At 61.4% G+C, this 19,060-nt stretch carries 18 protein-coding genes; 5 read left to right on the plus strand and 13 right to left on the minus strand.

Features of this window, described 5'->3' with window-relative positions; genetic code table 11:
- Positions 1–6 precede the first annotated feature (6 nt).
- The 4 genes from ACTG2T_RS17125 to ACTG2T_RS17140 all read right to left on the minus strand — a co-directional run bounded on the left by ACTG2T_RS17125 (position 7) and on the right by ACTG2T_RS17140 (position 4,207).
- Positions 7–1,353: an MATE family efflux transporter gene (locus ACTG2T_RS17125; protein WP_330124832.1), complete on the minus strand. Its 1,347-nt coding sequence runs from the start codon at positions 1,351–1,353 to the stop codon at positions 7–9.
- A 121-nt stretch (positions 1,354–1,474) separates the two neighbouring features.
- Positions 1,475–3,298 carry a SulP family inorganic anion transporter gene (locus ACTG2T_RS17130; RefSeq protein ID WP_330124833.1) on the minus strand — a complete coding sequence of 608 codons (1,824 nt, stop codon included), beginning with the start codon at positions 3,296–3,298 and terminating at the stop codon, positions 1,475–1,477.
- 71 nt (positions 3,299–3,369) lie between these two features.
- Positions 3,370–3,960: a nucleotidyltransferase family protein gene (locus tag ACTG2T_RS17135; RefSeq protein WP_268011397.1), complete on the minus strand. Its 591-nt coding sequence runs from the start codon at positions 3,958–3,960 to the stop codon at positions 3,370–3,372.
- Positions 3,947–4,207 carry a GNAT family N-acetyltransferase gene (locus ACTG2T_RS17140; RefSeq protein ID WP_005337747.1) on the minus strand — a complete coding sequence of 87 codons (261 nt, stop codon included), beginning with the start codon at positions 4,205–4,207 and terminating at the stop codon, positions 3,947–3,949. Before ACTG2T_RS17140 ends, ACTG2T_RS17135 begins: the two co-directional genes overlap by 14 nt.
- A gap of 194 nt (positions 4,208–4,401) precedes the next feature.
- Between ACTG2T_RS17140 and ACTG2T_RS17145 the strand changes: the two genes are divergently transcribed.
- The gene (locus ACTG2T_RS17145; protein WP_139428389.1) at positions 4,402–4,707 is read left to right on the plus strand and encodes a hypothetical protein; all 306 of its coding nucleotides are present in this window, start codon (positions 4,402–4,404) and stop codon (positions 4,705–4,707) included.
- Positions 4,708–4,710: 3 nt separating this feature from the next.
- On the opposite strand, the gene ACTG2T_RS17150 is transcribed toward ACTG2T_RS17145, so the two are convergent.
- The 4 genes from ACTG2T_RS17150 to ACTG2T_RS17165 are packed head-to-tail and all read right to left on the minus strand — an operon-like array spanning position 4,711 to position 8,490.
- A complete protein-coding gene (locus ACTG2T_RS17150; RefSeq protein WP_268011395.1) occupies positions 4,711–5,895 on the minus strand; it encodes an iron-containing alcohol dehydrogenase in 1,185 nt (394 codons plus the stop codon).
- 18 nt (positions 5,896–5,913) lie between these two features.
- Positions 5,914–6,432 (minus strand): hypothetical protein, encoded by a 519-nt coding sequence (locus ACTG2T_RS17155; protein WP_040094758.1) that lies wholly within the window; start codon positions 6,430–6,432, stop codon positions 5,914–5,916.
- The gene (locus tag ACTG2T_RS17160) at positions 6,413–7,033 is read right to left on the minus strand and encodes a TetR/AcrR family transcriptional regulator (RefSeq protein ID WP_043821368.1); all 621 of its coding nucleotides are present in this window, start codon (positions 7,031–7,033) and stop codon (positions 6,413–6,415) included. Before ACTG2T_RS17160 ends, ACTG2T_RS17155 begins: the two co-directional genes overlap by 20 nt.
- An 11-nt stretch (positions 7,034–7,044) precedes the next feature.
- The gene (locus tag ACTG2T_RS17165; protein ID WP_330124834.1) at positions 7,045–8,490 is read right to left on the minus strand and encodes a coniferyl aldehyde dehydrogenase; all 1,446 of its coding nucleotides are present in this window, start codon (positions 8,488–8,490) and stop codon (positions 7,045–7,047) included.
- A 212-nt stretch (positions 8,491–8,702) separates the two neighbouring features.
- Here ACTG2T_RS17165 and ACTG2T_RS17170 point away from each other — a divergent pair, with 212 nt between their 5' ends.
- The 3 genes from ACTG2T_RS17170 to ACTG2T_RS17180 all read left to right on the plus strand — a co-directional run bounded on the left by ACTG2T_RS17170 (position 8,703) and on the right by ACTG2T_RS17180 (position 10,620).
- The gene (locus tag ACTG2T_RS17170) at positions 8,703–8,996 is read left to right on the plus strand and encodes a hypothetical protein (protein ID WP_005353197.1); all 294 of its coding nucleotides are present in this window, start codon (positions 8,703–8,705) and stop codon (positions 8,994–8,996) included.
- Between the two features lie 219 nt (positions 8,997–9,215).
- Positions 9,216–10,184, plus strand: coding sequence for a nucleoside hydrolase (locus ACTG2T_RS17175; protein ID WP_330124835.1), 969 nt, complete (start codon positions 9,216–9,218; stop codon positions 10,182–10,184).
- A gap of 106 nt (positions 10,185–10,290) precedes the next feature.
- Positions 10,291–10,620, plus strand: a complete 330-nt coding sequence (locus tag ACTG2T_RS17180) for a DUF3634 family protein (protein ID WP_330124836.1) — start codon at positions 10,291–10,293, stop codon at positions 10,618–10,620.
- A gap of 86 nt (positions 10,621–10,706) precedes the next feature.
- Here ACTG2T_RS17180 and ACTG2T_RS17185 read toward each other — a convergent pair whose 3' ends face one another.
- On the minus strand, positions 10,707–11,912 hold the full coding sequence (locus ACTG2T_RS17185) for a c-type cytochrome (protein WP_330124837.1): 1,206 nt from the start codon (positions 11,910–11,912) through the stop codon (positions 10,707–10,709).
- Entirely contained in the window at positions 11,909–13,834 is a 1,926-nt protein-coding gene (locus tag ACTG2T_RS17190; protein WP_019446634.1) for an NAD(P)-binding protein, read from the minus strand. Before ACTG2T_RS17190 ends, ACTG2T_RS17185 begins: the two co-directional genes overlap by 4 nt.
- Positions 13,835–14,201: 367 nt before the next feature.
- Here ACTG2T_RS17190 and ACTG2T_RS17195 point away from each other — a divergent pair, with 367 nt between their 5' ends.
- The gene (locus ACTG2T_RS17195) at positions 14,202–14,576 is read left to right on the plus strand and encodes a DUF805 domain-containing protein (protein ID WP_330124838.1); all 375 of its coding nucleotides are present in this window, start codon (positions 14,202–14,204) and stop codon (positions 14,574–14,576) included.
- Positions 14,577–14,657: 81 nt separating this feature from the next.
- On the opposite strand, the gene ACTG2T_RS17200 is transcribed toward ACTG2T_RS17195, so the two are convergent.
- The 3 genes from ACTG2T_RS17200 to ACTG2T_RS17210 form a co-directional block, all read right to left on the minus strand.
- Positions 14,658–15,761: an ElyC/SanA/YdcF family protein gene (locus tag ACTG2T_RS17200; protein ID WP_330124839.1), complete on the minus strand. Its 1,104-nt coding sequence runs from the start codon at positions 15,759–15,761 to the stop codon at positions 14,658–14,660.
- 321 nt (positions 15,762–16,082) lie between these two features.
- Entirely contained in the window at positions 16,083–16,835 is a 753-nt protein-coding gene (locus ACTG2T_RS17205; RefSeq protein ID WP_047439217.1) for a DNA/RNA non-specific endonuclease, read from the minus strand.
- A 233-nt stretch (positions 16,836–17,068) separates the two neighbouring features.
- Positions 17,069–18,961, minus strand: coding sequence for a PTS fructose transporter subunit EIIC (locus tag ACTG2T_RS17210; RefSeq protein WP_330124840.1), 1,893 nt, complete (start codon positions 18,959–18,961; stop codon positions 17,069–17,071).
- Between the last annotated feature and the right edge of the window lie 99 nt (positions 18,962–19,060).

A 19,060-nucleotide genomic window follows, 5' to 3' on the forward strand; every position in this document is an offset into this window, starting at 1 on the left:
TTCCGCTTATGTTTCAACTAGGATTTTGTTTTGCCAGCGACGACTGCGCCAGCGCCAGAACATGGCCAGACCGCGAACCCACTCGTCGCAGGCGAGCGCCAGCCAGATGCCTACCAGTCCATAGCCCTGCATGATACCAAGGAAATAGGAAAGGGGTACGGCAATTCCCCACATGGAGAGCAGTGCCATGTAGAGGGGGAAGCGGGCATCACCCGTCGCGCGCAGGGCGTTGATCACCACCAGATTGAAGGTGCGGCCTGGCTCTAGGATGAGGCTGATGAGAAAGAGCTGCGCCACCTGGGTGATAATGTCGGGGTCATCGGTAAAGAGGCTGATGATGGTGCGTCCATTAAGCGCCGCCGCCACGGCGATGACGCAGGTGACCGCGAGCCCGAGCTTGAGGCTCTTGAGCAGCTGTTGATAGGCACGGTCAAACTGTCTGGCGCCCGCCAGATGGCCGATGATGATCTCGTTGCCAAGGCCGATGGAGAGGCCAAACAGCAGGATGAACAGGCAGATCTGGAAGAAGTAGGACTGGGTTGCCAGCGCCTTGTCCCCCAGCAGGCCGACAAAAGCGGTCACCACCATGAACTGCAGCATCCAGGATAGGTTCTCGCCGGCGGCAGGCAGGCCGATATGGAGTACCTTGCCCAGCATCTCACGGCTGGGGTGAACGATGTCGCGGATCTTGAGGTGAATGCCGGTTTTGCGGGCCACCAGCCAGACCAGCATCACCACGCCGACCAGACGCCCGGCCACGGTGCTGATGGCAACCCCGGCCACGCCCATTTGGGGCAGGCCAAACCAGCCGTAGAGCAGCAGCAGGTTGCCGACAAAGGTGATGAGGTTGACGATGAGAGTCACATACATCGCCTGACGGGTATGGCCGTGGGCGCGCAGCGTCGCTGCCAGACAGAGGGCTGCTGCTTCCGGTAACAGGCAGAGACCGATGATCTGCAAGTAAAGCGTCCCGTCGCTCATCAGATTGGCAGGCAGGTTCATCAGCGCCAGCATGGTGCTTGCTCCTGCCATCACGCCGATGGCGGCTACCAGACCGATCAGCAGGTTGAAGCCGATGGCGGTGTGGATCACCACCCGACTCTTCTCTCGATCGCCCGCCCCCAGATACTGGGTGATCACCACACTGGTACCGATACTGACGAAGCTGAACAATGTGATGGCGAGATCGAACACCTGATTGCCGACCGCCAGCGCGGCCACTCCCTGATAGGAGACGTGACCCACCATGAAGGTGTTGAGGGCACCGGTCAGAAAGTGCAGGGCGAGATCGATAAAGAGCGGCCAGGTCAGCGCAAATAGCGTGCCCGGGCCTGCATGGGATTGAGATTGCATGGCATGTCCAACAGCTGGGAGTGCACGGGGGAGTGCCCTCTGGGGGCGCATTTAACACCAAGGCCAAGGCCGGTGCAATCCTTGTGCAGGATTGCACCGACCAGGGGAGCAGGCCAAGGGATCAGGCAGGCGTGGCGCCCGCCTCCTGCTCGCTTGGCAGGGTGAGGCGCGCCGAGTCGGGCAGGGCATCATCCTGCGGCCAATTTGAGCGGATGGCATCTGTGGTGCTCTCCACCACCGCATCATCCTTGAACACCGGCTCGCGATAGCAGCGGGTCAGGCGTAGCGCCTGATACATATCGGGGCAGAGGATGATCCCTTCATCGTCCACCCGCACGCCCGCCTGCTTTAGCCAGTGGGTCATCTGGCCGTGGCGACCCGCCATCACCATATGGATGCCGCGCCGTTTCAGCTCTTTGTGCAGCTCTCCCACCATGCTCATCACGCTGATGTCCTGATGGGTGAAGCAGGCGACCGCATCGATCACCAGACACTTGGGGGCTCGGGGATCCTGCACTAGCAGGGCCAGCACCCGCCGCTTGAAATAGGGGGCATTGAAGTAGGTGAGCGGCGAGTTGAAGCGATAGACCAGAATACCCGGGATCGCCTTGGCCTGCTCGTTGTCTCCCAGGGTGCGCACCACCCCCTCGTCATCCATGCCGAGTAGTTGATCGGTGGGGCGCATCACATTGCGCAGGAACTGGAATAGCCCCAGCAACACGGCAAGGGTGATCCCGGGGATCACTCCCATGGTGAGCACGCTGATAAAGGTGACCAGCGCCAACCAGAAGGCGGAGCGGTCGGAGTGGCGCAGCGCCCACAGTCCGCGAAAATCGGTGAGCGACAGAGAGGCCATCACCAGCACCACCCCGAGGGCGGCTGTGGGTATATATTTGAGCGGCGCCGTCAGATAGAAGGTGATGAGGGCGATCACTGCTGCGGCGATGATGGAGACCAACTGGCTCTTGCCGCCGTTGGCGTCGTTGACCGCAGTGCGCGAATCCGCGCCGCTGATGGCAAAACCCTGGGAGACTGCGGAGGCGAGGTTGGCCATACCGAGGGCCCGAAACTCCTTGTCCGCGTCTATCTCGTAACCGTTTTTGGCTGCAAAGCTGCGGGCGGTCAGCATCATGGAGACGAAGCTCACCATGGCCAGGTTAAGGGCGGGCAGCACCAGCTCCCGCATCAGGCCGGGGGGGAATTCCGGCATCTGGAAGGCGGGCAGGCCGGAACCCACCGCCCCCAGGGTGGCGATATCAAACTGGCCGAGATTAAAGCCCCACACCAGCGCAGCGGTCACCACCATGGCCACCATGGAGGAGGGCCATGCCGGTTTGTAGCGCTTGGCCAGCAGCAGGGTGAGCAGAGCCACCAGACTCATGGCCAGGGTCGGCAGATGGGTCTGGGTAATATAGGTCGCCCCGCTGGCGATCCGCTCGATGAGGTAACGTTCGCTGAAAGTGAAGCCGAAGATCTTGGAGAGCTGGCCCACCATGATGGTGATGGCCACACCATTGAGCAGCCCCATCAGGATCGGGCGGGAGAGAAAGTCCGCCAGCACCCCCAGCTTGAAGCGGCTGGCAATCAGGCACCAGAAGCCGGTCATGGCGGTCATGGTCATCACAAGTTGCCAGTGACGGGTTGGATCGCCTGCGGCCAGCGGCGTCACCACGGCGGCGATGACCGCACAGGTGGCGGCATCAGGGCCGACAATCAGCTGGCGGGAGGTGCCAAACAGGGCGTAGACCAGCATGGGCAGGATGCAGGAGTAGAGGCCGACGATGGCACCCACCCCGGCAAGCTCGGCATAGGCGATGGCGACGGGCAGGGCCACGGCCGCCACCGAGAGTCCGGCGCGAAGATCTGGCATCAACCAGGCGCGCTGGTAATGCAGCAGGGCGGCGAGGCCCGGTAGCCAGCGTTCGAGAGAGAAGAAGTCGCGCATTATTTAACCCATTGAGTTACAACCAGCTTTTCCCCTAGTGTGCCCAAGGTTATCGAAAGATTGCAATCAGGTTATGGCCAGTTTACCTGAAGGTCAGGCCAGATAGCCTGCCAGCGTTTCTCCTTGATGCGCTGGGTAAAAATCTGTTTGTCCTGACGACATCTGGGGTTGGCACTCACTTGCAGCGACCAGTTGATGGCAAAGCCGTAGGGGGCAAGCCACTCGAACTCGCCATCTCGGGCGAGACGCACGCCGATACAGGTGGGCACTTCGACCCAGTGGCTGAGCGCCTCAAGGCTGCTGGCAAACGGCGTTACCAGCTGCCGCGTGTGCATGCGGGCCTGATTGCGCACTTCCCACTGCTGATCCGGCAGCCGCTTTGCCAGCCAGGCTTCATGCGCCGTCTCGGCCAGCCCTTGCGGGTCGCTACTATCGAGGTAGATAAGGTCGATATCGTTGAGCGGGGTAGGGGTTGCCTTGTGATGCAGGTGATCCCAGATGAGATTGCGGATAAAACCGGCCCCCAGCGCCCAGTCGGGCAGATTGAGCTCGGCGGCGGCTTGCAGGCAGGCCATCCGCTGCGGATCAGCCCGCAGCAGGGCTTCTGTTTTGGCTTGGAATTGCTGTTCGAGGACGGTGTTCAGAGGTTCAGTTGTTGGCATTGCGGCGTAACCAGACATCAATGTAGCGGCAGCTCGGCACTATAGTGAGCCCTTCCGCCTGAGTCCAGTTGAAGAAGGCGCGCGCCAGCTGATCGGCAATCCCCTGCACCCGCAGCTCGGGCGGTACGAAGGTGCTGTAGGCGTCGATGGTCTTGGCATCGAGCCGCCGGTAGCGCAGTCTCGACTCTTTCCCCTCCACCATACAGATGAACTGCTGCTGGTTGGCCTGATGGATGATGTCGCTCATGGTGGGCACCTCTGGCATAAAGTTGGGTCTCTCGGCACAACATAACTGTTAGCCAAGGTATAGAACAGATAGTGGATGATGTATCGATTGTTATCAGGATTATTGAGCCAGCTCTTGCTCTCTGGCTTTTATCTTGGCACGAATCGATGTGGCAATAATCAGCAAGTTCGGAAGAGGTAAAAATGGACACGGTAATGTTGAAAGTTACCCGGAAGGTGTTGGCTCAAAGTCAGAACAGCCCGGATCAGCGGCAGATTGCGATTTCCGATGCATCCAACCCTGAACTCAAGGCTCAGTTTGAAACGGCAGGTAAAAATAGAAAAATTCGGCTGTTGTTGGCCAGGAGAATCTCATTGTGGATGGGGGATACGGGGGCTATTTGGTATAGCCACAACCGCGCGAGCAAAAAGAACCAAGATGATTTTGATCAACTCTTTTCATTGTTGGCGCACCATCCTGATGCGCCATTCCAGTTTATTTGTGAGGTTGTAGCCGATTAGCCACTAGGCCCAGGCTCGCTCCAGCAGGGTAAGTAACTGCTCACGGTCGGCATCCTTGCGATTGAACAGCAGGGCGCCGTCGTTGATCGCCAGATCGCGTATCTCGGTCAGTAGCGAGCGATCGCTTACCCCAGCCTCGCTCATGGTGCGCGGCAGCTTGACCGCTTGCCACAAGGTGTCGCGCAGGGTGCGAATGGCTGTGATGGTCGCCTCCGCCCGCTGAGAGGCCGGGGTGGCAGCAAAGCGCTCCGCCCCCACCAGCGGCAACAGCAGGCGCGCCAGCTCGCTATCCACCTCGGGGCGGTTGTAGTCGAGCACGGTGGGCAAAAAGAGGTTCATACACAGGCCGTGGGGCAGATGGCAGCGGGCCCCCAGACTGTGGCCGAGGGCGTGCACCAGCCCCACCATGGAGTTGGAGAAAGCCATCCCAGCCAAGGTGGAACCCTCCGCCAGTTGCAGCCGCAGCTGTTTGTTCTGCGGGTCGTGGATGATTTGCGGCAGGGCGCTGGCGATCTTCTCCACCGCCATCAGGGCCAGCGCATCGCTCACCGGGTTCTTGGCGGTACCGATAAAAGCCTCGATGGCGTGGGTCATGGCGTCCATGGCGGTGGCGGCGGTGATATTGAGGGGTAGCCCCTGGGTCAGGCGTGGGTCGAGCACCGCCAGCTGGGGCAGCAGGAAGGGTGAGGTGAAAGGCACCTTGCGCCCGCTCGCCTCATCCTTGATCACTGCAACCAGCGTCACCTCTGATCCTGTGCCCGCCGTGGTGGGCACCACCGCCAGCGGCTTGAGGGGACGGGTCAGACAACCGGCGCCCGAGTAGTCGAGCAGGTGTTCACCCCCCATGGAAGTGAGAATGTTAACTGCCTTGGCGGTGTCGATGACCGAACCGCCCCCCAGCGCCACCAGACTGTCGCAGTCGAGCTCGCGGTAGCGTTTGGCGATCCGCTCCACCACGGCAGTGGAAGAGTCGGCCGGGATCTCGTCCCAGATGGCGGCGACCGGCAGCTCCCCCTCGGCCAGCACATTGGCCAGCAGGGTGGCAAGACCGGTGGCATTGACCCCCTTGTCGGTCAGCAGCAGCGGGCGACGGGCCCCCAGGCTGGCCAGCTCGCTGGCCAGCTGCTCCAGCGCCTGTTCACCGGCCAGCAGTTTGACCGGGCAGAAGAAATCGTAATAGCGGCTCATTTCAAGGCTCCTTGCGCGTTAGCCGGTCACCAGACCCAGATAGATGTTGCAGGCCCGGCCGATCTTGTTGGTCGGGGCGGGATAGTGGCGCAGCAGCGGCCGCGCGATAAAAGCGGGCAGGATCAGGGACTGCAACTGCTCAAGCCCCCGCACCAGATGCATGGCGACGGTCAGGTCTCCCTCCACCAGCAGCCGGTTTTCGCCAAATGCCTGATTGACCCCGAGCCGAAAACTCAGGGCGCGAAAGGCGATATTGGGGTGCTTGAAGCGTACCCGCAGCGGATGGATGGTGGCATGAGGGGCGGCTGGCGCACCGGGATACCAGCGCCCACCCTGCTTGTGCATGTTCATGGCGTAGCCGATGCCGCCTACTTCGAGGCGAATAGCCAACCCGTCCGGCAACGGCGCCAATTCACGGCGTACCGCCTCGTCGGTGCGGGCGGCGCGGCAGAGGGTGCGACCCACCACCCAGAGCAGAGTGGTGATCCAGAGGCGGCGGCCAAGGGCTGCCGCAGGTTCAAACATCCGTGTTTGCATGAGGATTGGCTCCTGAGATGGCTGACCAGAAGAGAGCGAACGCACTGGCTTGCCAGTAGTCGTCCTCTCCCAGCTCCGGTTGATCGACAAACAGTGATGCGCAGGCGAGGAACTGGCCCTGACACACCTCCAGCAACAGTGGCGCGGGAGCCTGCATCAGCTCGCCGCTGGCCTGCCCCTTTGCCAGCAGAGCAGGCAGAAAGCGCAGGGCATCGTTCAGGATCTGGCTGCGGGCCGGTCTGGCCAGCAGCGGAGAGTGAAAGAAGCCCAGCACGAATTTGAGCTCATTGGGATGCGCGAGCATCCACCCCATCGCCAGCTGCCAGTAGTGGCGGGTCTGGTCGTACAGCGGCAGGGTCGGATCTGCTTCATGGATGGCGCTCCCCATCCGGGTTTTCACATCCTGATAGAGGGCGAGGATCAGCGCCTCCTTGCTCGGAAAGTGGTGGAACAGAGTACCGTTGGCCACCCCGGCTGCTTTGGCGATACGGGCGGTGGCGGCCCCCTGCAGGCCATCTTCGGCGCAGAGGGCGAGGGCGGCATCCAGGATCTGGCGGCGCTTGTCGGTCATGTTTTGTGGCTGCGGGATAGCCTGGTTCATGGTCATCTCCATCAGCGCAGGAAGAAGGCCATCATCAGCTTCTGGATCCAGCTGTGGTAGGGCGGATGGATCAGGGAGCCGGTGGTGAACTTGCCGCGGGTCAGCACGGTTTTTGCCTTGGAGAAGGTGAGGAACCCCTCGTGGCCGTGGTAGTGGCCCATGCCGGAGGCGCCGATGCCGCCAAACGGCACATCGTCGGCCGCCACCTGAAACAGGCTCTCGTTGATCGCCATGCCGCCGGAGTGGGTCTCCCGGGTCACTCGCGCCTGCAGCTCGGGGTCGAAGCTCATCAGATAGAGGGCCAGCGGGCGGGGCCGCTCAGCAACATAGGCGAGCGCCTCCTCCAGAGTGTCGTAGGGGATAAGCGGTAGCAGCGGGCCAAAGATCTCCTGCTGCATCACCTGACACTGACTTGGTACCCCGGTCAGCAGGTGGGGCACCAGCAGGCGGCGCTGGTCGTCGCGGGCCGGGTTGCCACAGGGGTGGAGCTGGGCACCCGCCTGCTCGGCTTCATCCAGCCAGCTGACGAGACGTTGATACTGGCGGTCGTTGATGATGGCGCCGTAGTCGGCACTATTGAGCCCCTGCGGGTAGAGCTTGCTGAAGTGGCGGCGATAGGCGGCGATAAAGTTATCCACCTCGCTGCGGGGCAGCAGCACATAGTCGGGGGCGACGCAGATCTGCCCGGCATTGAGGCTCTTGCCGAAGATCATCCGCTCGACCGCGGTGGCGACCGGCATGTCGGGGGCGATGAGACAGGGGCTCTTGCCACCCAGCTCAAGGGTGAGGGGGGTGAGCTGGGGCGCGGCGGCGGCCATCACCAGCTTGCCCACCATGGTGGAGCCGGTAAAGAGCAGGTGATCGAACGGCAGTGAGCTGAACGCCGCCGCCATCTGGGCATCTCCCTCGATGATGGCGATCTCGTTTTCGTCAAACACGCTGGTGAGCATGGTGCGCAGCACGGCGTTGGTATGAGGGGTGAACTCGGAGAGTTTCAGCATCGCCCGGTTGCCCGCCGCGATGGCGGTGATGAGGGGGCCGAGGCTCAGCATCACCGGAAAGTTCCACGGCACGATAATGCCGACAACCCCGAGCGGCTGGAAGTGCACCTCTACTTTGGCGGGAGCCAGCAGCAGGCCGGTGTGACGGCGGTGGGGCTGCATCCAGCGTTTGAGCCGCTTCTGGGTGTAGTTGATCTGCATGATGCAGGGCAGCACATCGGCGATCAGGCTGTCGTAGTGGCTGCGCTGGCCATAATCTGCAGCCAGCGCCTTGCACAGCTGCCCCTTGTGGGCGAGCAATGCCTGTTTGAGTTTGGTCAGCTGCGTCCGGCGCTCGGCCAGGGTAGGCATGGGGTGAGCCAGACTCGCCTGCTTGAGCCGTGCCAACTGATCTGGCAGGGACAATTTGATGGCAAGGATATCCTCAGGAGTGTGTTGAAGCTGCGCCGCACCCATGTTGTTCTCCGCATGAAAAATGACCGACTGATTAGTCGGTCTAAATCTAGCTGTTTGTTACCGGAATGTAAAGCTGGCAAGCTGTCTGCCGTTCACCACGAGCTGGACGCAAGAGAGAACTGTGTGTCTCCCCACACTTTTGTGGTTTGCTCGTTGGTGACTTATCTAATAAGGGGTAGTTTTTGGCTATTAACCTACACGGAGAGAGCACTATGACCAGGGAACTGAACAGCTTGTTGGCCCGGCTTGAAGATGTGGTTGAGCGGATGCCGGATTGCTTCAACACCTACGAATTCGCCCAGAAGCTGGCGCTGCAATATCAGCCTGAGTTCTTTGCCGCGGGCCACTCTCTGGCCGAGCACGAGGGCAAGGTACTGCGGGTGCTGCACCAGAAGATCGCTGAGGCGCTGGCAGGCAGCGAGATGGTGATTGAAGGGGCGCTGCTCCCCTGCGTCACCCCCTGGGGGGAGAAGGCGACCTCACCGCGTTGGCACCGCAAGCACTGAGGATCCGGTCAGGCAGATCACTGCCAGATAGCAGATAGCGAACAACGATAAAGGGCGCGGCGCTGGCAACAGGGCCGCGTTTTTTATGCTAATTGTCGCCAGCAGCGCCCCCGCTGCCGGGAGCAAAGGCCCGGTCTGTGATCCCATGCCGGGATACGAGACCGTCAGCCGGGTAGACTCTCCCTCTTGTCGCAGGGTTTGTCACCGTAGGAATTTCTCATGACCCATAAAATCATTCTGGATACCGATCCGGGTATCGACGATGCCATGGCCATCCTGTTTGCCGAGGCCCACCCCGCCATCGAGCTGCTCGCCATCACCACAGTTTTTGGTAACGCCACCATCGACAATGGCACCCGCAACGCCCTCTGGCTCAAGCAGAAGTACGGCATGAAGGCGGATGTGTCCAAAGGCGCTGCCGCCCCGCTGCTGCGCGAGCCGGTCGGCCCCACCACCATAGTCCACGGCCCGAGCGGCTTTGGCGACATGGAGGCGGGGGAGGTGACCATAACCCCGGATCCCCGTCCCGCCTGGCAATATATTGTCGAGGCGGTGAAAGCTGCGCCAGGGGAGATCACCCTCGTCACTATCGGCCCGCTGACCAATCTAGCGCTGGCGCTACAACAGGCGCCTGAGATTGTCTCGCTGGTGAAACAGGTGGTAGTGATGGGCGGCGCCTTTGGCGTCAACGGCCATCGTGGCAACGTCACCCCCTATGCCGAAGCCAATATCCACGACGATCCCGATGCCGCCGACCGGGTCTTTACCGCCGACTGGCCGGTGGTGATCATCGGGCTGGACGTGACCCAGCAGAGCTTCTTCAGCAGCGCCTATCTGGATGAACTCAGGGACAAGGCGGGGGAGCCGGGCCGCTTCCTGTGGGATGTCAGCCGCTTCTATCTGCGCTTCTACTCCGAGAAGCTGGGGCTCTCCGGTTGCCACGTTCACGACCCGTCCGCTATCGCCTATGTCATTGACCCGACCCTCTTTACCCTGCGCGAGGGGCCGGTGCGGGTGATCACCAGCGGCCCGGCCATCGGCCACACCCTGCAAAAGTTCGATGGCAAACGCCACTCCCACGATGATTGGGCAGCCTATTGTCCGCAGCAGGTCGGGGTGGCGGTGCGCGATGAAGCCTTGCTGGCACTCTATCGCGAGACGCTGGTGGGTTGGGGCAAGGATTGCTGAGCAAAGGGGCGCTATTGCGCTGAGGCGGGGGCTGTGATCGGCGCCAAACAATCGGAACGCACGGCCGCTTATACTGCCTTATATCAAGAGCTTGGGAGGGATGAAGATGGCATGGATTTCCTTGATAGTGGCGATTGCGCTGATCTGGTGGTTGATGAAGCTGGGGCGTGGCGCCCTGTTCGAGATCCGTCTTGCACCTGGCAAGGTAGTGGTCAAGCAGGGCAAGGTGTCACCCGCCTTTATTGAGCATGCCAAGCAGATCCTGCGTCACGACACGGTGCGCGGTCGCATTGTGGGGCAGCGTGATGGCGATGGCGTGAAGCTGATCTTCTCCCGATCCATCCCCGAGCCGGTGGCCCAGCGTTTTCGCAATATCTTCCCCTATGGCGACTATCGTCACGTCACCGCCCCGGGCGCCAAGCCGCGCAAATGGTAAAGCAGTCCGAGTGCATCAGATAGCAAACGGGCCTCCAGTGGAGGCCCGTTTTTTATGGCGCTTGGTCAAGCGAGAGCGGCTTGCCCTTACTCCTTGCCGTGCAGCTCGCGCTGGGCTTTGACGGCAGCAGCCTTGATCGCCTGCCCCTCGTTGCCCCAGGAGGCGCGCAACGTATTGACCAGCTCGGCGATCCGCTCGTCATCCATGGTCCAGCCATAGCCCGGCATGTGGTAGCCGAGATGGCCGCGGGTGATGGGCGTCTCGGCGCCATGCAGCAGCACGTTGAGCAGGCTCGCCGGATCGTCCGCCAGCACGGTGCGGTTGTTGACCAGCGAGGGGATGACGTGGTCGTTGCCCTTGCCATCGACCCCGTGGCAGGTGGAACAGTACATGGCGTAGTCCGCCTTGCCGCCGGCACTGGCATAGGCGCGGGCACCTTTCGCTACCGCCGGCTCCTCTTTCAGGTCGGTGAGGTAGGTGGCGATGCTGGCCAGATCGGCGTCGCTGAAATACTGGCTGCTGTGAGTGATCACTTCCGCCATCGGGCCTGCGACCGCCTGATGCTGGCTGCGGCCGGTTTTCAGCAGGTCGATCAGCGCCTGCTTGTCGTAGCGGCTGCCGCGAATATCGGGGGCATACCAGCCGTCGAGGGCGGCACCGCTCAGGTAGACGGGATCCGCCTCGGTCAGCGCTTTCTCCTGCATGCCAAGCCCGCGCGGGGTGTGACAGCTGCCGCAGTGACCGGCGCCCTGTACCAGATAGGCGCCGCGGTTCCACTCTTCGCTCTTGCCAGCGACCGGGGTGAAGCGGCTGTCGTCGTGATAGACCCAGTTCCAGCCCATCAGCGGCCAGCGCATGTTGAGCGGCCAGGGGATGTCGCTCTCTTTGTTGGCCACCGCCAGCGGCTGCACATCCTGCATCAGGTAGTGGTAGAGGGCGGTGAGATCCTCGTCGCTCATCTTGGCATAGGCAGTGTAGGGCATGGCCGGATAGAGGCGATGCCCATCGCGGGCCACCCCTTCACGCATCACCTTGATGAACTCCGGCAGGCTGTAGTTGCCGATACCGTGGGTCTTGTCAGGGGTGATGTTGGTGGCAAATACGGTGCCGATGGGGGTCGGGAACCCTTTGCCGCCCGCCAGCGGCTTGCTGGTTTCGCTGGTGTGACAGGCAGCGCAATCGCCGAGCTTGGCCACATATTCCCCCGCAGACATGGCGGGGGCTGCGTTGGCGGCAAGGGCGGGCAGGGCCAGCAGCAGGGCGTTGGCGGTCAGTGACAGGGCGCGGCTCATTGGGCACCTCCCTTGCTCATGGCAACCAGCTCGTTGACGGCGCGCCACGCTTCGTCGATGGCGGCGTGGGCGTAGGGGCTCCAGCCTGCATCCGAGTTGGCGATGGTGATGTTGCCGATCGGCTGGCGACCCAGTTCAATCCATTTTTCGCACTGCGCTTCGTCATCAAACAGGGTGTTGGTGACATAGGAGTAACCGTGAGACCAGCGGTTGACCGTGATGGCGAGGATATCCTGCTCATGGTTGAAACCGGCGCTGCCGAGCATCCCCTGCAGCTGTTCGCGGATCATCTGCTCATGCTGCTCGAACGGCATGCCGAGGATCATGGCGCGCCCCTTGCGGGACTGTTCGCGGGCCGAGAGGCCGCTGCCCGGCAGGGTCGGCACATAGACCATGTGCAGGCACATCGGCTGATCCGGGCTCTTGGGATGCTCGTAGCCACCCATGCTGACCGGATAGTCGAGCTTGACCCGGCTGTAGGGGGCGGCGGGGGAGTAGACCTCGTGTACCCCCAGCTTGACGAAGGCTTGCCAGTTCTTGATCACCACCTTGGTGTAGACCAGCGGCGCCTTGGCATTTTGGCGCAGCGCCTCCTTCTGGGGCTCCGGCATCTCGGGCACCATGTAGGGGATCATCATGTTGTAGCCCGCCATGATCGACTGCTTGGCCCGCACCCGGTGCAGTTTCCCCTCCTTGATGTAGGTGACATCCACCGCCAGCTTGCCGTCGGCGAGGCGCACGTTTTTGGCCTGCAGGGCGGTGCTGCCAAGACGCAGCTGCACCTTGTGCTCCGGCAGGTCGAGTTTGCTGTAGTCAAACTTGGCCAGTACCACATCCTGCATGGTGTGACCCGGCGCCACCTGCGGAATGAGCTTGCGTACCATCAGGCGGGTGAGACCGGCGTTGCCATCGGGGAAGTGGAAGATGTAGGGGTCGTCCAGCTCCGCCTGCTCCTCGGCATCCAGCGGCGTCAGATTGAGGCCGTCGAAACCCGGCAAGGCACACAGACGCGCATCGGCGCAGGCGGTGGCGTCGATGCCGACCGCCTGGAAGTCGTTGGTGCGCTGCTGGAAGTAAGTGATCGCCCGCTCGCTCAGGCCCACTTTATCGCGCAGGAAGGTGGTGTAGCTGTTGCGAGTCACCCACTCGTCCTGCTGCTCGCGGGTCATGCCGCTCAGGTAGTCGATCTTCGATTCGTGCAGGGCCAACAGGGCGGCCTTGTCGGCATCATCGAGGGGGAAGTCACCGATAAATTCTGCCAGCGGCCGGCCGTTCAGGCGATCGCGGGGGATGTCATCCGCCACGTTGTGGCCCGGATCCCCGTTCACTATCTTGTTGACGCCAAAGTGCTTCTCGTCGAAATAGACGCCACGGCTGAGCCCCAGATCCGGATAGAAGGTCTGCTGGAAACCGGCGGCCAGCTCGTCGATGTTGACCTCCAGCGCCTTGAGCAGACCGAGCGCAACCGGGCTGTAGACCGAACGCGGTGATTGCAGGGATTCACTGCCGCCGTAACCCAGACGCAGGCCATCGGGGGTGGTGAACTCGTTGCGCTTGGCGTGGCCGCCGAAGTCATCGTGGTTGTCGAGTAGCAGGATCTTCTTATCCGCGCCGAGCAGTTGCTGATAGAAGCAGGCGGCGGCCAGACCGCTGATCCCGGCGCCGACGATCACCAGATCGTACTCCCCCTCAAGGGGAATATTGGCAAAGTCATACTGCTTGCCGTCACGGGCGATGCTGTGGGCCGGTTCGAAGGAGCCCGGGTGGTTACCGCGCAGGCCGGTGAGGGCGGGCGGGTAGGCCAGGGTTTTATCCGCCAGCGCGCTGCCGCCTTCGGCAGCCTTGAGCAGATTGATGGGGGCGACGCCTGCCGCAATGGTGATGGCAACGCCGTTGAGAAAATCTCTGCGTGTAATACTCATGGCTATCCCTGTGTTAGGAGAAGTAATGAATAAGTGGATTCATTATGGGAGGGAGACACAGATCCTGTTCAGGATTGGGCGCCGAATCTACCGCTATCCTCACGCTGAGTCCATACGATTGCTAATGGATTATTAAGCACCATTTTCCTGCTTGTGACGAGAGTGATGCGCTGATGGGGGGGATTTGCCCTGTTGCAGGGCAAATTATCTTCCGGAACGGTCGGTCAATGATTGCCGCAGCTGATTAGTTTGGGAGGCGTTCGGGCATCATTGTCGACTCGGGGGGATGATCGCGCTAAGCTCTTAACTACTTGTTTTATCGACTCTCTTTTTTATTCATAGGCATAAAGGCCACTCAGGAGGCGCAATGAACTGGTACATCTCGGTCCTCAAGCAATATGCGGTATTCAGCGGGCGGGCCTGTCGCACCGAATACTGGATGTTCGTGCTGTGCAACGTCATCGTTATGCTGCTGCTCGGCATGGTGGACAAGCTGATTGGCGGTGACAATGAGTTGATCAGCTCCATCTATTCGCTGGCGGTGCTGCTGCCATCACTGGCGGTGGCGGCCCGTCGCCTGCACGATACCGACCGCAGCGCTTGGTGGCTGCTGCTCGGGCTTATCCCAATTATCGGCACCCTGGTGCTTATCTACTTTATGGTTTGCAACGGTCAGCAGGGGCCAAACCGCTTCGGTGACGATCCCAAAGCGGCCCCCTCGCAGGGCTTTATCGTCAGCTAACGGGCGCGGCTTGGCCAATCATCGGTCAATAAAAGAGAGGGAGGCATCATGCCTCCCTCTCTTTTTCGTTTTGATGGCCGATCAACGCTCGATCAGCGGGGTGGAGCGGTAGCTCCACATGCCGTAGGTGCGCAGGGCGTCGCGGTAGATGCCGAGCAGCTCGCTCTCGCTCGGGGTGGCCAGCTCCTCGAGGGGCTTGTCGGGGTAGCTGACGCTCGCCACCTTGATGTTGGCTGGGCCAATCTGGTCGCAGGCGATTTCCAGCACCGTCTGGCCGCGGCGTACATGGCTGGCGGAGCTTACCAGCACCGCATAGTCAATCTGGTGGCGGGCGAGGGCATAGGCGCTGTAGAGGGCGTTATCCACCGTGCTGGTGGCGTAGTTCTCTTCAATCAGGCGGCTGCGATCGATGCCGTGGTTGGCCAGCCAGTCGGCCATCAGCTTGCCCTCGGTCTGGCGGTTCTGGGGCACGCCGCCGGTCAGGATGAGCAGCGCTTCCGGGTCGGCTTTGGCCAGCTCAAGGGTGGTTTGCAGGCGGCCCAGCAGGATCTTGTCCATGCTGCCGTCGGGATTGAGGGCGTAGCCCAGGGTGACGATGGCGCGTTTGCCCTCCCTGCTGGCCTTGACCTGATCCCCGGTCAGTTCGGTCTGCAGCGGGGCGGCGGTGATCCGCTGCACCCGGGCGATGATCTCCTCCAGATCGGCGGCGCGGCCACTGTTGCGATCAGCCACTTTCGCCAGATAGCTGCGGGAGGCCTCCTTGTTGCCTTTCACCAGCTGCCAGATGGCGAGATAGCTGTTGATGTCGAGATCATCGGGGGCGACGGCCTGCGCCTGCTCCAGCAAGGTGATGGCGCGGCTCAGGTTGCCGTTGTAGATCTGGGCGCTGGCAGCCGAGATGAGCAGGTCGGTGCGGTAGGGTTCAAGCTGGTAGGCTGCCAGCAGCCGCTCGGTCACCAGCTCCATATTGCTCGGCATCTTGGCGGTAAAACCGGCGTGGGAGATCTTGGCAGGCGACTTGTAGATCTGCAGCGCTTCGCCGAGCAGCATGTCCACCGCCTGGCGTTTGCTGACCAGGGTATTGAGGTCGTGCTCCATTTGCATCGAGCTCTCGGCCGCTTGCAGGGCGAGGGGCGAGAGCACCAGCAGGCCGCCGAGGGTGAGGGCAAGAAGGGTCTGTTTCATCAAAAGGTCCTCTGTCGGGCTGAATCGCGCCATGGGCTCCGGTTTGCGGGCCGATGGGATAAGGCAAATGTGCGTCAATTCAGTCTGTTAGTGCCAAAGAGAGGGCAATATAGCAGGTAACGGTGCGGCAAACTGTGAGTCGGGGCGAGTCGTCGGGTGATGCCACACCTGTGGCCGCAAAAATGGCCGCAACGGGTCAGCAGCCATCTGAACAGGGCAGGGGGAGCGTGACTCCCCCTGCTGGGAGGGGCGCTGGCCCCTTCCTCTATCGCAATTCAAGAGAGATGGGGTGTCAATCCATCTGTTGGCGAGTGTTCGCGGTCAGTTCCACATCGGGGAGATGCGGGCTTCCAGCGTTTCTTGCTGCTCTTCGGGCATATCGCTGAAGAAGTTGAGTTGGGTCTGCTCTTCCACCTCGCGTACCGAGACCCGGTAGTCGGCGATCTGGCTGATGGGTACCTCTTCCTGCGGCATGATAAAGGCGATGGCCTGCAGTCTGGCCGGGTCCATCACGATCTTGTAGTAGGCACTCGGGATCGCCACACCCTGACCGATGGACTCTTCAGAGCCGGTAAAGATGGGGCCGGTGATCACCTGCACATCCTTGCGGGAGACCGCCCACTTGTTCACCTTGTCCTCCAGCACGCGCCACGCCTTCTGGTTGAGCACCCCGATCTGCGGCGTCATGTTGCTCAGCAGGAAGCTCTCTTTCATGGTGTTCTTGTTCGATTTCATGTCTCCCGCCGGGGCCTGATGGCCACGATCGTAGCCCGAGCCCTTGTAGTCGGAGAGGGTGGCGCGGTAGGCGACCGGGATCTCCCTGTCCTCGGCGAAGGCATCCTTGCGCGGCACTGTGCCCTGTGCGCTCTGGGCGGTCATCCGGTAGGAGACCCAGTCCGCCACCTTGTAGTCGTAGTTGTAGCCGACGGCATACCCTTCACGGCAGAGCTTCTGATCCGATTCGGAGGGCAGGCCGAAGCGCACGTGCTCACCGCACTCCCAATGGGCGGCCAGCAAGGGGGTGGCAGTGAGGGTGAGGGTAACAGCCAGAACCAATTTATTGATTTTTATCATTTTTGTGATGCTCCAGTTTAGTAGGCGGAGCCATTTGACATGAGATCTGACCAGCGCTTCAATTGCTGTTTTTTTACACGTCACCGTTCTGTGACGGCTCGCCAAGATCCGTGATGTGACTGGTTAATATGTTTTAAATCAGTGGCTTGGTCGGTGGGATGATGTGCGGTTGCTCGGCAGACAACGAAAAGGGGCCCGCGATGGGCCCCTTGTACTGGTTGGTCTGACTGCTATCAGGCGGCGTTTGCCTTGTTGCCCAGCGTGCGGGCCAGCAGTGCTTCCGGATTGTGAATCGCCTCCTTGGTCTTCACATCGATGACTTCGATATCGGTGAAGCGCTCGCGGTTCTTGATAGCCACGTCGTGGGCGAAGATGACGCAGCGGGCGTTGGCGACATCCTTGGCGGTAATGCGGTTGATGATGCCGTTGGCACCCTGGGTCTCGACCTTGATCTTGATCCCCTGCTTGGCGGCGGCCTTCTGCAGGCTCTTGGCGGCCAGGAAGGTGTGGGCAACGCCAGACGGGCAGGCAGTGATGGCCAGTACGTCCGCTTCTCCTTCCGCTTCAATGACTTCGAAGCTGGTTTGGGTGGCGGTCACGTCATCTTCTTCACTCACCGGCTTCTTCAGCAGGTTGACGATGATGGCGGTGGTCAGGGCGCCGAGGATGGTACCCAGGATGTAGCCCATCTTGCCTTCAACAACCGGCAGGACAATCCAGCCACCCCAGGGGGCGTGGTTGATACTGTGCATCATGAAGCCGGTGATGTTGCCGACGATGCCGCCTGCGACGATGGCCGGGATAACGCGCATGGGGTCAGCAGCGGCGAACGGGATAGCACCTTCACTGATACCGATCATACCCATGATGGCGGCCGCTTTGCCGGATTCACGCTCCTCTTTCTTGTAACGCTTCGGAGACATAAAGGTCGCCAGCGCCATACCCAGTGGTGGTACACAGATGGCGATACCGACGCCGCCCATCAGCCAGGGCTGGGTGTTGACCTGAGTCTGGGCAAACAGGGTAGCAACCTTGTTGACCGGGCCGCCCATATCGAAGGCGGTCATACCACCCAGAATGGCCCCCAGCATCACTTTACCTGAGCCCGCCATGCTGGAGAGCCAGTGGTTCATCCCTTCCATCATGGCGGCGATCGGGGCGCCGATCCCCCACATCACGATGCCACACACCAGGAAGGTACCGATCAGCGGATAGATGAAGATGGAACCAAGGGAGGTCATAGAGTCAGGCAGCTTGATCCGTTTGAGCTGATTGACCACGAAACCTGCGATAAAGCCCACCAGAATGGCGCCAAGGAAACCGGTTTGATAGTGCTGAACGGCAATCCAGGAGCCGATCATGCCCGGGGCCAGGCCCGGCTTGTCAGCCAGCGAGTAGGCGATGTAGCCACCCAGTACGGCAGTAAACAGAGTCAGACCGGCGATACCCATGGTGGCCATGTCTTTGAGGAAGCCCGCTTCCGGCACGGCGCCCTTGCCGCTCATCATCACCGACAGGGAGAGCAGCACACCGCCTGCCACGATGAAGGGGATCATGTGGGAGGTACCAAACAGCAGATGTTGCTTCATGGTGTTGAGGCGATCCTTGAAGGTGCGCTCTTCGGGGGCCGCCGGGGCTGTGGCTGCCGGTTTGGCGGCTGGCGCCGGTTTTTCCGCTTTCGGGCCTTGCTTGAGCAGAGCCAGCGCCTGTTCTGTGGTAGTGGCGGCCTTCATCTGCTCGATAAAGCCAGGCTCCAGCAGACGGGTCGAGAGCTCGGCCAGCACCTCGATGTGGTGGTTGGCGCCACCATCCGGGGAGGCGATCATGAAGATCAGCTGGGTCGGCTTGCCATCTTCGGCGCCGTACTCGATACCCTGACGGCTGACACCGATGGCAATGGCCGGACGGCTGACCGCCTTGCTCTTGGCGTGGGGCAGGGCGACACCCTGCTCGAAGCCGGTGCAGTCCAGCTGCTCGCGGGCCCAGATATCCTTGACGAATTGCTGTTGATCAGACACGGCGCCATCGCGCGCCAGCATCTGTGCCATCTCGTCGAACAGGGCCTCCTTGCTGGTGGCCTTCAACTCCAGGCAGATGAGTCTGCCGTTGGTCATGGTGGGTAACATCTCACTCTCCTTCCCTGTAAGGGCTAAGTCATGCGTTGCGAATTGGGCTCATTATTGCCCTCAAGGGTAGGGTTGGACAGGCGATGAATGTAGCAATAA

It is taken from the genome of Aeromonas sp. 75A (genome assembly GCF_051919425.1).
Classification (GTDB): domain Bacteria; phylum Pseudomonadota; class Gammaproteobacteria; order Enterobacterales; family Aeromonadaceae; genus Aeromonas; species Aeromonas veronii.

Coding starts and splice junctions, on each gene's coding strand:
- ACTG2T_RS17130 (WP_330124833.1), bottom strand. CDS start 3,298: ATGCGCGACTTCTTCTCTCTCGAACGCTGGCTACCGGGCCTCGCCGCC.
- ACTG2T_RS17200 (WP_330124839.1), bottom strand. CDS start 15,761: ATGAAACAGACCCTTCTTGCCCTCACCCTCGGCGGCCTGCTGGTGCTC.
- ACTG2T_RS17165 (WP_330124834.1), bottom strand. CDS start 8,490: ATGGGTGCGGCGCAGCTTCAACACACTCCTGAGGATATCCTTGCCATC.
- ACTG2T_RS17155 (WP_040094758.1), bottom strand. CDS start 6,432: ATGCAAACACGGATGTTTGAACCTGCGGCAGCCCTTGGCCGCCGCCTC.
- ACTG2T_RS17180 (WP_330124836.1), top strand. CDS start 10,291: ATGGCATGGATTTCCTTGATAGTGGCGATTGCGCTGATCTGGTGGTTG.
- ACTG2T_RS17185 (WP_330124837.1), bottom strand. CDS start 11,912: ATGAGCCGCGCCCTGTCACTGACCGCCAACGCCCTGCTGCTGGCCCTG.
- ACTG2T_RS17170 (WP_005353197.1), top strand. CDS start 8,703: ATGACCAGGGAACTGAACAGCTTGTTGGCCCGGCTTGAAGATGTGGTT.
- ACTG2T_RS17125 (WP_330124832.1), bottom strand. CDS start 1,353: ATGCAATCTCAATCCCATGCAGGCCCGGGCACGCTATTTGCGCTGACC.
- ACTG2T_RS17140 (WP_005337747.1), bottom strand. CDS start 4,207: ATGAGCGACATCATCCATCAGGCCAACCAGCAGCAGTTCATCTGTATG.
- ACTG2T_RS17210 (WP_330124840.1), bottom strand. CDS start 18,961: ATGTTACCCACCATGACCAACGGCAGACTCATCTGCCTGGAGTTGAAG.
- ACTG2T_RS17150 (WP_268011395.1), bottom strand. CDS start 5,895: ATGAGCCGCTATTACGATTTCTTCTGCCCGGTCAAACTGCTGGCCGGT.
- ACTG2T_RS17190 (WP_019446634.1), bottom strand. CDS start 13,834: ATGAGTATTACACGCAGAGATTTTCTCAACGGCGTTGCCATCACCATT.
- ACTG2T_RS17160 (WP_043821368.1), bottom strand. CDS start 7,033: ATGAACCAGGCTATCCCGCAGCCACAAAACATGACCGACAAGCGCCGC.
- ACTG2T_RS17175 (WP_330124835.1), top strand. CDS start 9,216: ATGACCCATAAAATCATTCTGGATACCGATCCGGGTATCGACGATGCC.
- ACTG2T_RS17205 (WP_047439217.1), bottom strand. CDS start 16,835: ATGATAAAAATCAATAAATTGGTTCTGGCTGTTACCCTCACCCTCACT.
- ACTG2T_RS17135 (WP_268011397.1), bottom strand. CDS start 3,960: ATGCCAACAACTGAACCTCTGAACACCGTCCTCGAACAGCAATTCCAA.
- ACTG2T_RS17145 (WP_139428389.1), top strand. CDS start 4,402: ATGTTGAAAGTTACCCGGAAGGTGTTGGCTCAAAGTCAGAACAGCCCG.
- ACTG2T_RS17195 (WP_330124838.1), top strand. CDS start 14,202: ATGAACTGGTACATCTCGGTCCTCAAGCAATATGCGGTATTCAGCGGG.